The following is a 14,997-nucleotide window of genomic DNA, read 5'->3' on the forward strand; positions in this document are numbered from 1 at the left end:
AGCGACGGGGAACCGGGCGTCCCAGTCGGGACAGAGCTGACCCACCGAACCGCGCCCAGCCCCGGCAGGGCGGCGGCCCCTGGCTGACCACGGACATCAACGCAGGCCCTTGTAGGAGCTCACCTTTACCGCGAGAAGGCCGTCAACCGGCCCTGGCCGCGGCACGGGCACCGGTCGAGCGTGGCGCCGCCCGCTTGAAGGCCTGGCGGATCTTCCGCAGAGCGCGAGCAGCCCCAACTACATGACGTCAATCGCCAAAGCCGTCCTCACCCTGGAGCGGCAACGCTGAAGAAGCTCTATGAGCATCCTGGCGTTCACGCCGATCAATGATTCCATGCTGGCGACTGGCGCAGATAACAGCAAGAAGCCAGTGAGGCCCTGCGGGGCTGAGGCTCCCGTCTCCCGGGATGCCGAGGGTCGTACAAGGACCGTACCGGGCCTGCACGGAACGATTTGGTCCGACACGGACCGAGACGAGACCCGCAGCTGGCCGGGGTGGGCGACTGGCTCTTGCTTCTTGCTGTTATCTAGAACGACAGGACTGGATTCCGTACGCTGTCGGATATGCCGAACCCGTGCACCACCGACGCCCTCACCGCCATCGGCACCTTCATCAAGGCCCAGCAGGACGCCGGGTACGCCCTCGATACCGCACGGCTGCGCGGCACCCTCCTCACCGAGTACCTGGAACACGTCCTCAACGAGGAGAAGACCGCGGCCATCACCGCCGAAGAACTTGTCCAGCCCGAGCGGGCGGCCTCCTGGCTCGAGGCAGCAGGCGCCGGCGCAACCCGCCGGCGCAACACCCTCACCGGCCCGGCCGCCGCCGCCGCGCACGACTCCCAGCGCGCCCGCATCCAGACGTACAACGCCTTCGCCAGTCACCTCGGACTGTCGCTGACCCTGCCCTACCCGGCGTCCGGGTACGGCGACCGGCTGGAGCCCGAGCAGACCCACACGCTCCTGCGCACCCTCGCCGTGAAGCGGCCCACCGGCGCCAACGCCGCCACCGCGATCCGCACCGCCGCGGTGGCCGCCCTCGTCGCCGCCACCGGCCGCACCGTCCCACAGCTCCACAAGCTGAACGTCACTGACGTCGACCTGGAGCGCCGCCCCGTCCCCGTCGCCACGGTCAACGACTTCGAGCACCTGCTCGACAAACACACCGTGGAGATCCTGCGCCGCTGGCTCGACGTCCGCGCCAGCATCACCAAGGCCCTGGAGGGCAGCGACCCGGGCTTCCTGTGGATCCCCACGAAGCCCGGCCGCGAACGCGCCGGCGTCCAGCCGCCGAAGCCCGGTCTGACCAGAGCCGCCGTGCGCACCCTGCACGCCGCACACCGCAACCTCGTCCTGCAGGTCGTCGGCGTCCCCCTGCGCCCTTACGCGCTCCTTCCCCGCTCCTGACGGCGCCACCGCCCCGCCCATGACGAACCTGCTCACCCGACGTCGGCGACACCATGGACGCGGAGATCATGAGGGGAACGGCTGCCAGTGCGGAGTCGAACCCGGGCCTGAGACTGGTGAGCTCACATGTTGAGGTGCCGCGTATTTCAGGCCGTGTTACCCACCACAGTGAAGGGCGCGCACGGCGCCCGCCACGCCGTTGAGCGCTGGATCCGCGCAGCAGGGGCCGGCCGGAGGCCGCCGCCGCTGACGATGACACGGCCTCGGCATCCCTGCTCGTCGCGGAACTGACCGCCAACGCCGCGCTGCACGGCCGGGTACAGGGCAGGAACGCACGCCTCGCCCACACCCTGACACCGACCGCCCTGCGCATCGAGGTCACCGACGCGCCCGTCTGCCCGTACGCACGCCGGACGCCGATGCCGACGGTGAGTCCGGCCAGGGCCTGCTTCTGGTCACCACCCTGGCCGACGCCCGTGACTGCGAACCCCACCACCCGGGCGGCAAGACGGTGTGGGCGTCATGCACCAGGAGAGACGCCGAGGCAGGGCGGCAGGAGGAAAGGCGGCTCGGGCATTCCTCGCGCGAGGATGACGAGGAAGAGCGCTGCTCGGTAGGATTTTGACGGCCTTTCAGGCACAGCAGACGGGACAGCAGGATTCGGGCAGGGATGAGGCATCCGGCTGCTGCCTCGAGAGTGCTTGTCCCGGTCCGCGGGACAAGGGGAGACGAGAGACGGGGGCAGCGGTGGATGCCGCATCGATGACGCTGCGAGAACTATTCGGACCGGACCGGCGTCTTGTCGTACCGGTCTTCCAGAGACCGTACGTCTGGACCGAGGACAGGAACTGGCGACCGTTGTGGGAGGACATCACCGCTCTGGTCCGCCGGAGGCTGGCGGGGGACGAGGTCCATCCGCATTTCCTCGGCGCCGTGGTACTGGATCAGCTGCCGACCCCCACGGGGGCCATGCCCGCCCGGCAAGTCGTCGACGGCCAGCAACGGCTGACGACACTGCAAGTACTCCTCGCGGCGATCCGCGATGTGGCGAGGGAACTCGACGTCCACGACAAGTATGTGCGCGCGCTCGCCAAGCTCACCGCCAACGACGACGACATGGCCGACGACCCGCACGCGCTCTACAAGGTGTGGCCCACCCACATCGACCGGGCGTCCTTCCGCGACATCGTGGGCGGTCGGCTGCGGCGGGCCGCCGACGTGGCGGCCCCCGCCGCTCCCGGCGCGCCGGCGATCGTCCAGGCGTACTGGTTCTTCCGTGACCGCACCGTCGAGTGGGCACAGGAGTTGAGGTACGAGAGCACGGCGGACGAGGGCTTCGACGCCCTGGTGCGCGTGGTGCGCGACAAGTTCGAGCTCGTTGTCATCGACCTCAAGCCCGAGGACAACGCCCAGGTCATCTTCGAAGCGCTCAACGACCGCGGCACCCCCCTGCAGGCCTCCGACCTCGTCAAGAACCTCGTGTTCCAGAAGGCGGAGGAACAGGGACTTCCGGTGGAGGAGCTCTACCGGGACGTGTGGGCCCGGCTCGAGACGCCCGACTGGCGCAAGGAGGTACGGCAGGGACGACTGAAGCGCCCTCGGCTGGACGTCTTCCTCACGCAGTACCTGACCTGCGAGCTCGCCGAGGAGGTCCTGACTCCCGAGCTTTTCCTGACCTTCCGCAGGTATGTCGCGGACTCCGAGATGCCCCTGGCCGACCTGATGCGGCGCATGGTGGAACGGGCAGGTGCCTACCGGCAGCTGACGGCCGCGGAACAGCCAGCCACCCCGGAGGGGCGAGTCCTGCGCTCCGTCGGCGTCCTGGACGCCAACACCGTCCTGCCCGTCCTGCTGTGGCTGGTCACCCGCTTCGAAGAGGACGACCGTGCCGATGCGATGAGGGACCTGGACTCCTACCTGGTGCGCCGCACAGTCTGTCGTCTGACGACGAAGAACTACAACCGGCTCTTCCTGGAACTGCTCAAGGAGCTGAAGGCCAAGGACGACCCGGCAGTGGTGGCCGACTTCCTGCTTCGGCAGGACGCCGACTCCGGCTACTGGCCCCGCGATCACGACATCCGGTACGTCTTCCGCTCCCAACCGTTGTACAAGCACCTCACCCGCGCCCGGCTACGACTGGTGCTGGCCGAGCTGGAGGCCACGCTGTACTCGGGCAAGACCGAGCGGATCGTCCACGACGGGGAACTGACGATCGAGCACCTGCTGCCCCAGTCCTGGGAGGCACACTGGCCGCTTTCCGACGACGCGGGCCACGGGAGCGTGGAGGCTCATCAGCGCCGGGAGGCACTCGTCCATACGCTGGGGAACCTGACCCTGCTCACCGGCAAGCTCAATCCGGCGGTCTCCAACGGCCCCTGGGAGCGCAAGCGCGCCGAGATCCTGCAGCACAGCGCGCTGTCCCTGAACCGTTCCCTGGCCGAGCGGTGGGACGAGGGCACCATCACGGCCCGGGCGGACCATCTGGCGGAGGCGTTCTGCAGGCGCTGGCAGCGCCCGGAGGGTGGCGCATCCCCTCTCCCGGTCGTACCTCTCTCGGCCTCCGTAGCGGCGGCACGGACGAACACACCCGTCGACAGGTCGGCGGCGGTCAAGGTACCCCAGCCCCGCCGTGACGTGGCCCTCCACATGCGTGAGGCCTTCGAGGGTCTCCCGGTCGGGAGCGTTCTGACGGTCGCACAGATCGTGGCGGCTCGCACCAGTCAGTACGGAGCCGGTGAGATCAGCGCCGGCGCGGTGACCGCGCGACTCAACAGCGACAATGTTCCCGGCATCCGGGCCGTTCTCCACTCCAGTCCGCTGTCCGCCCGCAAGATCACCTGATCCGCCCTCATGCGGGACGAGTGATCCCTCATGCGGGACGAGTGATCGACAGGTTCTGTGGGGCGTCGCGGAAGGCCTCATCAGGTCAGCCGCAGCCATTGATCCGCTCTTGGGGAACATCGGTACAGCGGTTATCGGTGAACTTGATCTTGTGGTCGGAGGACCCCAGCGAGATGTGTTCGGGGTCGGAAAGCGGTCCTATCGAGGCGTTCGCCGGCGAGCAGAGGCTCGACCCGGTCGCCGAGCAACGCTGTGCTGACCGCGGCGCGGCGAGGAGGTGCTGCGCCGCCGGCTGAAGCTGATCGGCGAGGCGCGCGACGAACTGCACGACAGCGACGACGAGCAGGCCCGGCAGAAGGCCGAGCTGGACGCCGAGCACCGGTCGGTCGGCAAACGGCTGCTGTCCCTCGGGCTCACCACGGCCCAGCAGGCCCTGTGCGACCTCGGGCTGCTGCCGAACTACGCGCTCATCGACGCGGTGACCACACTGAACGCCACGCTCTACTGGCCGGAGGGCGTCGACGAGAAGACCGGCCGGGAGACGTACAAGTCCAAGCCGCGCGCCTACGAGCGGCCCCGCCGCTACGCGCTGTCCGAGTTCGCGCCGGGCAACACGTTTTACGTCAACGGCTACAAGCACCAGGTCACCGGCCTGGAGATCGGGACCGCCACCGATCCCGACTGGCGGCTGTGGCGGTTCTGCCAGGAGTGCGGACACGTGCGCACGGAAGACGCCGAGGCCGACCGCTCGCCGTGCCCGCGCTGTGGCAGCGCCCGGATCGCGGACGACGGCTCCTGCCTGCACAAGGTCGTCGAGCCCGCCGTCGTCACCTCACGGGACAAACGCGAGGACGCCCGGATCAGCGACGACAAGGACGACCGGGAGCAGCGGTACTACACGGTGATCGACGCGGTCGACATCGCGAAGGAGGACATCGAGCCGAAGACCTCCTGGCGGCACGAGACCCAGACGTTCGGCGTCGACTTCTGCCGCACGGCCGTCGTCCGGCGGGTGAACGTCGGCCCGATGCGGTTCGACGCCAAGGCCGAGGACGACTTCGCCGGGCACAGCGTGCGGATGGCGCCGTTCCACGTGTGCACGGGCTGCGGCGCGGCGACCGCCGACGGGCGGCCCGTCTTCGACCACGACACCGACGCCCTGGACTCCGCGGCGGCGCGCAACCCGAAGCTGAAGCACCACCAGCCGTGGTGCCCGCTGCGCCGGGGGAAGAACCCGCAGGAGGTGGCGCAGGAACCGGTGCTGCTGGCGCACCAGCTGCGCACCGAGGCGCTGCGGGTGCTGCTGCCCGCCGCCACCGTCCTGGTCGACGAGAAGATCCACTCCTTCCGGGCGGCCCTGCGGCTGGGCGTAGATCAGCACTTCGGCGGTGACCCGCAGCACCTGGACTCGACCCTGGCGCGCATGCCCGACCACGGCACCGGTGAGACCCGGCACTTCCTGGTGCTCTTCGACCGTCTGCCGGGCGGCACCGGCTACCTGCACCGGCTCACCGACCCGGCGCACTTCCGGGCGGCGCTCTCCGACGCCCGGCGCGCGCTGCTGACCTGCCTGTGCCGCGACGAGGGACGGCTCGCCTGCCACCGCTGCCTGCACCGCTACACCGAGGAGCGGCACCAGGACACCGTCTCCCGCCTCGAGGCCCTGGGCATCATCAATGACCTGCTGGGCCCGGTCGACCAGGACGGCGGGCCGGTGCTCGACGAGGACGGGCGGCCCGTCGACCTGTGGAAGGTCGCCCAGCTGCCCAGCACGGACCTGATCGGCCTGGACAAGCAGGTCGAGTCCGACCTGGAGGCCCGGTTCCTGGCCGCCCTGCGCACCTGGACCGGCCAGGAGCGGGACGCCGTCCTGGAGGAAAGCAGCACGGCCAGCGGCTACCTGCGCTTCGGCCAGGGCACCAACTGGCGGCTCACCGCGCAGCGGGACATGGAGTACACCCGGACCGACTTCACCTTCGAGTCCACGGACGGCCCCAAGGAGTACGTCACCGTCTACCTCGACGGCCACCGCTACCACGCCACCCGCGCGCACAACCGCATCGCCGCGGACTGCGAGAAGCGCAACCGGCTGCGGGACAGGAACCACGTCGTCTTCCAGCTCACCTGGGACGACCTGGAACTGTTCGAGAAGGGCGAGGCGGCAAGGGCCGAGCCGGTCTGGCCGCCGTACCCGCGCAGCGCGCAGGACGCGGCCAAGGACTGGTACGAGGAGATGGGCGGCGCGCGCGCCGACTTCGCACAGGCCGTGTTCGCCAACCCCGTCGAGGCGCTCCTCGCCTACTTGCGCGACCCGGCCAAGGAGCGGTGGGGACGCCGCGCCAGGGCCCTGGTGGCCGGCCTCATGGCCGAGCCCGCATCCCTGGCCATGCAGGCGGATCGTGCCCAGGCGCGGCAGGCACTGCGGTCGGCGCTCGACGCATACGGCGCGGGCCTCGAGCCGTCCGGGGAACCGGTCACGGGCGACGGGCCCCTTCTGGTGCTCCGGGCGAGCGACGCGTACGGACTCCCGCTCCTCTTCACCGTCGACATGAGCGACGGCGAGGAACCGCACGCGGTGCGGTGGAGCGCGCTGGCCGTGCTGGACGACCGCGACGAGGCCCTGGGAACCGACGCGCACAAGCAGCGCTGGCGGGCCTGGCTCTACTGGTCGAACCTGCTGCAGTTCCTCGCGTTCGCCGGCGGGGACGGCGTCCAACTGGCCGGCAGCCGCGCGGCCGCCTTCCCGGTCGACGTACTGGCCGTCACCGGCGGCATCGGCGAACTCGACTCCCTCATCGCCGTGCACCGGCCGCGGGAGACACCACTGGCCGAGGCGGCGGTGGCGCGGGAGGCGACGCCCACCGGCGCGAGCGCGGTCGCCGAGGCGGAGGCCGATGGTTCGGCGGCCGAGCGGGCCGTCGCCCGGCTGCTGCGCGATGCCGCCTGGGACGAGGAGATCCTGCCCCTCCTCGAGGAGGACGAGCCGGACTCGGCGCTCACCCGGCTCGCCCGCGCGCTCGCCGAACACGGCAAGCAGGCCCCCGTCTTCGGCTTCGAACTCGGCGAACGCGGCTGGCCGGCCGACTTCGCCTGGAAGGACTCCGGCGTACGGGTGGCCGTCGTCGCCGTACCGCACGGCGAGGACGACGAGGAAGCCCTCCGCCGCGACAAGGCCTACGCCGACGCCGGGTGGACGGCCCGTACGGCGGCCGACTGGCTCGACGACCTCGACTCACTCACCGAGAGACTCCCCGATGCCTCGTGAGCACACGGCACGGACGACTCCCCCGGCGTGACGACCTCCGCCACTCCTACGACCTCCGCCACTCCCACGGCCTCTACCACTCCTGCGACTCCCCGGCGACGGAAGGCAGCACAGATCCCATGACCGCCCGGCTCAGCCTGTACCAGAAGGCCGAACAGGAGCTGTACAAGCTCGACCGCTCGGTCAAGGGCAGGTTCTACGACTTCTGCCACCGCTTCCGCGAAGACCCGGACCACCCCGGCCTGGACCTCAAGCCCCTCAAGGGCGACGGCCGCGTCTTCCGCGCCAAGATCGACCAGTCGTACCGCGCCCTGCTGGCCAGGGCCGGCGTCGACGACAAGGGCCGGGAGAACTGGCTCGTCATCGCAGTGCGCCACCGCAAGCACGTGTACGAGGAACTCTCGGTCGCGATCAACCGGATCACCGGCGAGATCGAGTTCGTGGACCTCTCGGTGGTGGGCGAGAGCGTGCTGCGGCGCGCGGGCGTCACCCTCACCCCCACCGAACCCGAGCCCGAGCCCGCCCCGCAGCCCGCACCAGAGGCCGCCCCGCCCGCCGCCGAGCCCCTGCTCACCGGCGTCACCGCGGAGGACCTGCGGGACCTCGGCGTCGCCGACCAGCTCATCGACCTCGCGCTCGCCGTAACCGGCAGCGACGAACTCGACCAGCTGGTCGAGGGCGCGCCCCTGCTGTCCAAGGACATCCTGTACGGGCTCGCCGCCGGCATGCCCCTGGACGAGGTCCGCAAGGAGATCACCGCCCCGGTCAAGGTCGACCTCGGCCAGGACTACGCGCAGGACCTCGGCGCCGCGCTCGCCCGCACCACCGTCACCACCATCGACGCCGACATCCAGGCCGCCCTGGAGGAGGGCGACTTCCGCGCCTGGAAGGTCTTCCTGCACCCCACCCAGGCCAAGCTCGTCCACCACGCCTACAACGGTCCGGCCCGCGTCTCGGGCGGCCCCGGCACCGGCAAGACGATCGTCGCCCTGCACCGGGTCAAGCACCTGGCGCAGCAGCTGCCGCCCGGACACAGCAAGCCCATCCTGCTGACGACGTTCACCAAGAACCTCACCACCGACCTGCGCGCCCGCCTCGCCTCGCTGATGGAACCCGAGCTGCTCGCCCGCGTGGAGATCGCCCACATCGACCAGCTCGCCGCGCGAGTCCTCAGCGAGAACTCCGTCAAGGGCACCGCCAGGCAGCGCGTGTACGACAGCACCGCGCTCACCGTGCTGCGCCAGCTCCTGCTGGAGCTCGACGAGCGCCGCTGGGACGCCGAGTTCCTCTACGAGGAGTGGGACCAGGTGGTCCTCGGCCAGTCCATCGGCACCCGCAAGGCGTACTTCGACGCCCGTCGCGCCGGCCGCGGCCGTTCCGTCACCCGCCCCGAACGCGCGCAGATCTGGAAGATCCTGGAGCAGTTCACGGCCCGCCTGGACAAGGAGGGCCTGGAGACCTGGGGGCAGGCCGCCGAGCGCGCCGCCCGCCTCGAGACGGAACGCGACGCGAAGATCAGGGCCCGGCAGGAACACAAGGAAGCCGTCGGCGGCAAGGACCTCATCCACCGCGACGACGGCTCCGGCATGCGCTTCCTTCACCACCGCTACCGGCACATCGTCGTCGACGAGGCCCAGGACCTGCGCGCCGCCCACTGGAAGATGCTGCGCGCCATGGTCGCCTCCGGCCCCGACGACCTGTTCATCGCCGGCGACACCCACCAGCGCATCTACGACCAGCAGGTCACCCTCTCCACCGTCGGCATCAACATCCGGGGCCGCTCCTCCCGGCTCACCCTCAGCTACCGCACCACCAGGGAGATCCTCTCCCGGGCCCTGCGGGTGGTGGACCTCACCGGCAAGGACCTCGCGTACGACGACCTCGACGACAGCACCGACACCCTCGACGGCTACCGCTCCGTCCTGCGCGGCCCCGTGCCCGACCTGGTCCGCTGCGACTCCTGGGAAGACGAACTCGACCGGCTGGCCACCACGCTGACCGCCTGGCGCGAGGAGATCGCCACCGGCAACGGCGGCGCCGGCCCGCGCCGCGACCCGCGCGGCAGCATCGCCGTGTGCGTCGCGGAACGGGACATGGTCAGCCAGGTGATGTTCCACCTGGCCACCAAGGCGGGCATCACCGTCGCCGAGCTCACCAAGGACGGCCCAAAGGGAGACGGCGAGGTGCACGTCGGCACGATGCACCGTTTCAAGGGCCTCGAGTACCAGAAGCTCGCTATCGTCGGCGCCCGCGACGGCATCATCCCCCGCACGGACATCCTCGAGCGCTACCGAACCACCGACCCCCGCCGCTACGCCCGCGAGGAACTCAGGGCCCGCTCCCTCCTCTTCGTCGCCGCGACCCGCGCCCGCGACGCGCTCCGCATCAGCTGGTACGACAGGCCGAGCCCGTACTTGCCGGTCTGAGGGGCGCGGGGTGAGGAGTACGAGGGTGCGGCAGGACCGGGAAACCGTTGGAAGACGACATGGACCGGTTGCGGAAGAAGTCCGGGGTGGCTCGGCTCGGGTTCGCGCTGCTGCTCAAGTTCTGAGGCAGAAGCCCGCCGCCCCGAGTCGGCTCAGGAGGTGCCGACCGCCGCAGTGGAGTACTACGCGACTGGGCGGTCCATCCCGATCACGAGGGCACGTGGGGAGCGCACCGCGATGCCTCAGCGGCTTGCAGCACGTCATCGATGCTTTGACATCGCTCGAGCCGCGTAGCAAGATCCACACGCTTTAGGCATCACAGTGATGTTCCAGAGGCGGGGGCATAGTGATGAAGCGACTCGTTGCCGCGGTAGCTACTGGCGCCGCGGTATTGGCCATGGTGACAGGGTGCGGCGCCGACGATACTGAGTCGATCAAGCCGATCGTGCACGAGATCGACAGCCTACGTGTTGAGATCAAGATGGAGTCTGAGGCTGTCGACACGCACGCTACGGATGCGAAGGACCACATCGAAAGCGTCAAGATGACGGCCGAGTACGTGACTCCCAAGCTGGCCGGTCTTGCAGAAGACTCTCCCTCGGAAACGCGTGCCTTCGCGAACGCAGCACACGCATGGGCCGAGGCGGTTCTGACCTCCCGCACGGCCATTCTCGATCAGGCCGGCAAGGACACGGGCACTCTGGCTTTGGCGGACGTCGGCTTGGCAGCTCGCACCCTCGACCAGGAAGCCGAGGACCTCGGCGTTGGGGGCTGGGAAAGCGTCCACGACCTTTAGGCTGTTCTCCCAGGCATGGGAGCGCCCGACATGGGAGAGTCACGGCAGGCAACTTTCTTGCTGGGCAGAGGCACTCTCTCTAGCTGACCGCCTGTCGGACAGTCCGCTTCGTGAAGGCCCGAACCTCGCCGTCCGGTAGGTCAGGTGAGGCCGACGGTGGCGTTGTCCTCCCAGCCGTCGACCCGCTGGAAGTAGCCGTTCATGGAGCGGGAGTGGCGGGCCCATCCGCCCTGGTCGGCGATGGCCACGGCGTCCTTGCCGCGCTTGCGGGCGGTCGTGGCCAGGCCGATGCGGAGGGAGTGGCCGGTCCAGGCGAGCGGGATGCCGGCGCGGGCGCTGATCCGCTTCACGGCCCGGGTGACGGAGTCGGGGACCATGCCGCCGGTGACGTTGCCGTGCCGGTCGACGCCGACGAACGCGGGCGCGTCGGGCTGCGACCAGCGCGGCTCAGCCTCGGTGGCGAGGCGGGCCCGGTATGCCTTCCACGCCTCCACCGGGCAGACCTCCGGGTCCTGCTGATAGTTGATCTTCGCGTCACGGACGCTGTGCTTGGTCTTGCCGGTGAGCACCGACACGACCAGGCCGCGCGGCGTCAGGGCGACGTCCCCGGCGAGGAGACCGGCGGGGTCCTGAGCACGCGAGGCGTAGTGGAATCCGGTCAGGACGAGCGCCTTGTCCCGGGCCCCGGCGAGGGTGTCGGGGCAGGCCCTCGCCATCCGGTACAGGTCGGGGACTTCAGCCGCGGCGGCCTGGCCCCGGCCGCGCCGCTCCCCCGCCTTGAGCAGCTGCACGGCTGCCGCCTCCAGTGTCGCCCTCGCCTGTGCCTGGTCGTCCCGATTCACTTTCGCGCCACGGCGGCGCAGCTCCACGACGGCCCCGGCGAGAATCGTGCTCGCCGACGACGGGGCGTAGCCCTTGCCGTTCGCTTGGCCCCGGTCCAGCAGCCACACAGCGAACGCCACCAAGGCGCCGCGCGTGGCCTCCAGTTCGGGGAACCCCTGCGCCGCGCAGAAGCGCGTCCAGACCTTCCATGCCTTCGCGTACGTGTCCGTCGTATTGGCCGGCCGCAGTCGCCGCTGCACCTCGTCCGCGAAGTCCTCCGCGTCCGCGAGGCGTTGGGCAACTTCCACGCCGTGGCGTTCCGCCCACTGGACGACAAGGGGTGCCCGCTCTGCCGGAACCGGGGCCGCGCCGGGCCCTTCTGCCTGGGTTTCGGTGGCGGTGGCCAACGGGCACTCCTCCGATTGCTTCTGACGTCGGATAAGGAGAGGTTATCCGATGCCACGTGCGGTATGCCATCAGACAGATCATCCGTTTCCGTGGAGAATTCCGACCAGATTCTCCGGAGTCTGCATGCGGGCCGGGCAGGCGACCCCATACCCTCCATGGAGAACCCGGAGAACCAGGTGAGAATCTGACGGAAGGCCGTATGAAGATCACGATCGAGGGCGCAGACAAGGATTTCGCCGAGAAGCTCGTCGCGCTCGCCGCAGCGCATCACGCGGAGCTGACTGTTGCGGCCGTCGACACCAACTGGACCGTCGAGCGCGCCACGCGCTACCTGCGCTCGCTGCCCGCAGGCGCCCGCCAGTTCGCCGAGATGGTCATCGTCGACGGCGACGGCTACGTCGACGCGGACCGACTGCGCGCCACCGTCGGGAAACTCAACGGTCCGACCGTCGCCCTGTCCCGCGCCATCCCGCGCGGCGTGCGCGAGGGCTGGTGGCCCGAGGGCGTCAGCGCACCCATCACCCCGGTGTACGATCCGGACAACCCGAGCTGGCACAAGAACATCGCCTACGAGATGACCAGCGAAAACGTGCCCGTCTTCCGTTCCGCCATCGCCGCCCTGACCGCCGGCCGAGGGGCCTCCACGTCACCTGAGTCACCCGCGCCTTGAAGCGAGGAGGCGCCGTTCGCCCACGCTGTGCCACCCTGCTGGAGCGGCGTCGACGTGCCGGTGATTAGACTCAACGAGGGCGGCATCGACTCAGGGCGCCAGCAGCGAGCATCAGCCGTGTGACGACGGCCGATAGCTGTCCGAAGTTGGCCGAAGGTCGGCCGGACGAATATCTCTGGCCGCAGTGGCCGACGGACTCCAACTGCTGATGAGTTTGGGGTCAGCGACGTATCCCTTCGGCCTTGGCAAAGGGATCTGATGAGCACTGGGGAGATGAGTCGCGCGGAAGCAGTCGTGCTCGTGCAGCGGATCATGACGCGGACTACGCCTCGGACGACGAGGTGGCCGGCTGGCTGGACAGACTGGGCAGGGCCCTGGCATGCCAGTCCGGACATGTCAGTTACTTGATCTTCTGGCCGCCGGAGCGGGAGCTTTCGGCTGATGAGGTAGTCGACCAGGCCCTGGCGTCCCTGGCCTATCGAACAGTCGCTTTGTGAAGTCGGGGCTCAACTGCGAAGCCAGATGAGCAAAGCTGCAGTAGTTGCGGTGCCGAGGATGAGGTTCCCCCTGCTGGCTGGACAGCTTGATACTGGGACGGATGGTCCCGGAGGAAGCAGTCACAGGTAATGAGTGGCAAGAGCAACATGAGTAAGCGGTACACGGCCGAGTTCAAGCGGGACGCGGTCGCCTTGGCGTTGTCCTCGGAGAAGTCGGTCACCGAGGTCGCCAGGGATCTGGGCGTGAGTCCGGAAGGGCTGCGCGGGTGGGTGAAGCAGGCGAAGGCCGACCGCGGTGAGGGACCCGCCGGGGCTTTGACCACTGCGGAGCGCGAGGAGCTGGTCCGGCTGCGGCGGAAGGTCCGCGAGCAGGAGGCCACGATCGAGGTTCTGGGAAAAGCGACCGCCTTCTTCGCTCAGGACAAGATGAGGTAGACACCGTGGCACGGTGTCTTTTCATCGATGCGGAGAAGGCATCGGAGGGTAATCCTGCAGGTCACAGCGTTGCGTTTCTGTGCCGTGTGCTGAGAGTGCCCCGTTCCACCTACTACGCGCACAGGGCGTCACGGCCGGCCCGGACGGTGCGGGAGCAGGCTGAGGAGGTGCTGGTGGGCGAGATCCGGGGGCTCCACGCCGGATCTCGCGGCGCCTACGGGGCTCCGCGGATCCACGCTGCCCTGCGGCGGGCCGGGCGGACGGTGAACTCCAAGAAGATCGAGCGGCTGATGCGCAAGCACCGGATCGTCGGGATCACCCGCCGCCGGCGGCGGGGCCTGACCCGGCAGGCGAGGCGGGCGGTGTTCGCGCTCGACCTGATCGGACGGGACTTCACCGCACCCCGGCCCGGGATACGGCACGTCGGCGACATGACTGAACTCAGCACGCTGGAAGGGAAGTTGTATCTGGCGACCTGTATCGATCTCGCGACGCGGGAGGTGGTCGGCTGGGCGATGGCCGACCACCACCGCGCCGAGTTGCCGGTCGCCGCCTTGCGGATGGCGGCCGGGCGTGGCGGCTTGGAGCAGGGTTGCGTCATGCATACGGATCGCGGCAGCGAGTACACAAGTGGCGAATTCCGCAGCGAAATACGCAAGTTGCGCATGAGGCAGTCGATGGGGCGCGTCGGCTCTTGTTACGATAATGCCGCCGCGGAGAGCTGGTTCGCCATCCTCAAAGCGGAGATCGGGACGACCATGTGGGAGACCCGCGAGGCCGCCCGGGCCGACGTTTTCCGCTACGTCGAAGTCGAGTACAACCGCAGCCGGCTCCGCCGGCACCCCGACTACGGGTACGTCACCCCGCTCGAAACGAGATCCCTGCTCAGGCAGAACCTCGCCCCGGCAGCGTAAACACCCGCTGCCCAGTTCGCGGGGGGAACTTCACACGGCCCAGGGCTGCTTCGCTCGTTCGACGGCGTTGCGCTTCTTGTACCGCTCTTCGTCGAAGCCGGGCGGCCGTCCACCGCATGAGCCTTTGCGCAGGCGGGTGGCTTGGCTGCCGGTCTTCTCCGGGATCGAATGCCGGACACCACGGCGTCGAAAGCACTCGCGGCAGGGGCCGTCACTGTGGCCCGTGTCGGCCGCGAGGCTGTCGGGCTTTGTGCGCGGCCGGCCTGGACCGACCTGCGGAACGCGGATCTTCGCCAGCACCGTCTGAACTGGGTACAGTCCGCCAATGACGAACAGGGAGAGCACGCTGCAGCGGCCGTCCTGCTCAGGGAAAGTTGCTGGTGAACCCCGCCCCGTGCGCGGCACAGGCTCTCACCTCCTGCACCATCTCCACCAGTCGGGCGAGCAGGCTCTGCCACGGTGTTTCGCCCTGTACGCCCGGTGCACGGCCGACGAGCAGGATGATCAACGGCGGGA

11 protein-coding genes and 2 pseudogenes are annotated in these 14,997 nt (G+C 69.4%); 10 read left to right on the forward strand and 3 right to left on the reverse strand.

All coding sequences use genetic code 11. The annotated features are described in order from the left end of the window. Positions 1 to 65: 65 nt before the first annotated feature. The 6 genes and pseudogenes from ACIQ1J_RS33665 to ACIQ1J_RS33690 form a co-directional block, all read left to right on the forward strand. Positions 66 to 289, forward strand: a pseudogene (locus ACIQ1J_RS33665) (IS5/IS1182 family transposase); the annotation flags it as partial. 275 nt (positions 290 to 564) lie between these two features. After that, the gene (locus tag ACIQ1J_RS33670; RefSeq protein ID WP_403562925.1) at positions 565 to 1,407 is read left to right on the forward strand and encodes a hypothetical protein; all 843 of its coding nucleotides are present in this window, start codon (positions 565 to 567) and stop codon (positions 1,405 to 1,407) included. A gap of 762 nt (positions 1,408 to 2,169) precedes the next feature. After that, positions 2,170 to 4,248, forward strand: a complete 2,079-nt coding sequence (locus ACIQ1J_RS33675) for a DUF262 domain-containing protein (RefSeq protein ID WP_403562926.1) — start codon at positions 2,170 to 2,172, stop codon at positions 4,246 to 4,248. Between the two features lie 277 nt (positions 4,249 to 4,525). Then, positions 4,526 to 7,513: a Zn-binding domain-containing protein gene (locus ACIQ1J_RS33680; RefSeq protein ID WP_403562928.1), complete on the forward strand. Its 2,988-nt coding sequence runs from the start codon at positions 4,526 to 4,528 to the stop codon at positions 7,511 to 7,513. A gap of 119 nt (positions 7,514 to 7,632) precedes the next feature. Then, positions 7,633 to 9,939 carry a UvrD-helicase domain-containing protein gene (locus tag ACIQ1J_RS33685; RefSeq protein ID WP_403563010.1) on the forward strand — a complete coding sequence of 769 codons (2,307 nt, stop codon included), beginning with the start codon at positions 7,633 to 7,635 and terminating at the stop codon, positions 9,937 to 9,939. Between the two features lie 349 nt (positions 9,940 to 10,288). After that, the gene (locus ACIQ1J_RS33690) at positions 10,289 to 10,735 is read left to right on the forward strand and encodes a hypothetical protein (RefSeq protein WP_403562930.1); all 447 of its coding nucleotides are present in this window, start codon (positions 10,289 to 10,291) and stop codon (positions 10,733 to 10,735) included. Positions 10,736 to 10,875: 140 nt separating this feature from the next. Here the strand turns inward: ACIQ1J_RS33690 and ACIQ1J_RS33695 are convergent, their stop codons facing one another. Next, on the reverse strand, positions 10,876 to 11,964 hold the full coding sequence (locus ACIQ1J_RS33695) for an integrase (protein WP_403562932.1): 1,089 nt from the start codon (positions 11,962 to 11,964) through the stop codon (positions 10,876 to 10,878). A gap of 200 nt (positions 11,965 to 12,164) precedes the next feature. Here ACIQ1J_RS33695 and ACIQ1J_RS33700 point away from each other — a divergent pair, with 200 nt between their 5' ends. The 4 genes and pseudogenes from ACIQ1J_RS33700 (at position 12,165) to ACIQ1J_RS33715 (ending at position 14,481) form a co-directional block, all read left to right on the forward strand. Beyond that, entirely contained in the window at positions 12,165 to 12,635 is a 471-nt protein-coding gene (locus ACIQ1J_RS33700) for a hypothetical protein (protein ID WP_403562934.1), read from the forward strand. Positions 12,636 to 12,893: 258 nt separating this feature from the next. Continuing rightward, positions 12,894 to 13,132: pseudogene (locus ACIQ1J_RS33705) on the forward strand (e9imm peptide). A 147-nt stretch (positions 13,133 to 13,279) separates the two neighbouring features. Then, positions 13,280 to 13,567, forward strand: coding sequence for a transposase (locus tag ACIQ1J_RS33710; RefSeq protein WP_403562936.1), 288 nt, complete (start codon positions 13,280 to 13,282; stop codon positions 13,565 to 13,567). Between the two features lie 5 nt (positions 13,568 to 13,572). Further along, a complete protein-coding gene (locus ACIQ1J_RS33715) occupies positions 13,573 to 14,481 on the forward strand; it encodes an IS3 family transposase (protein WP_403562938.1) in 909 nt (302 codons plus the stop codon). Between the two features lie 30 nt (positions 14,482 to 14,511). On the opposite strand, the gene ACIQ1J_RS33720 is transcribed toward ACIQ1J_RS33715, so the two are convergent. Continuing rightward, entirely contained in the window at positions 14,512 to 14,826 is a 315-nt protein-coding gene (locus tag ACIQ1J_RS33720) for a hypothetical protein (protein WP_403562940.1), read from the reverse strand. A gap of 19 nt (positions 14,827 to 14,845) precedes the next feature. Then, entirely contained in the window at positions 14,846 to 14,989 is a 144-nt protein-coding gene (locus ACIQ1J_RS33725) for a hypothetical protein (RefSeq protein WP_403562942.1), read from the reverse strand. Between the last annotated feature and the right edge of the window lie 8 nt (positions 14,990 to 14,997).

Origin of the sequence: Streptomyces sp. NPDC097107 (genome assembly GCF_044762405.1) — a bacterium.
GTDB lineage: Bacteria > Actinomycetota > Actinomycetes > Streptomycetales > Streptomycetaceae > Streptomyces > Streptomyces thinghirensis.

Excerpts from the sequence above, each read along its gene's own strand:
- ACIQ1J_RS33710 (WP_403562936.1), top strand. The coding sequence starts at position 13,280 with ATGAGTAAGCGGTACACGGCCGAGTTCAAGCGGGACGCGGTCGCCTTG.
- ACIQ1J_RS33670 (WP_403562925.1), top strand. The coding sequence starts at position 565 with ATGCCGAACCCGTGCACCACCGACGCCCTCACCGCCATCGGCACCTTC.
- ACIQ1J_RS33690 (WP_403562930.1), top strand. The coding sequence starts at position 10,289 with ATGAAGCGACTCGTTGCCGCGGTAGCTACTGGCGCCGCGGTATTGGCC.
- ACIQ1J_RS33675 (WP_403562926.1), top strand. The coding sequence starts at position 2,170 with ATGACGCTGCGAGAACTATTCGGACCGGACCGGCGTCTTGTCGTACCG.
- ACIQ1J_RS33685 (WP_403563010.1), top strand. The coding sequence starts at position 7,633 with ATGACCGCCCGGCTCAGCCTGTACCAGAAGGCCGAACAGGAGCTGTAC.
- ACIQ1J_RS33700 (WP_403562934.1), top strand. The coding sequence starts at position 12,165 with ATGAAGATCACGATCGAGGGCGCAGACAAGGATTTCGCCGAGAAGCTC.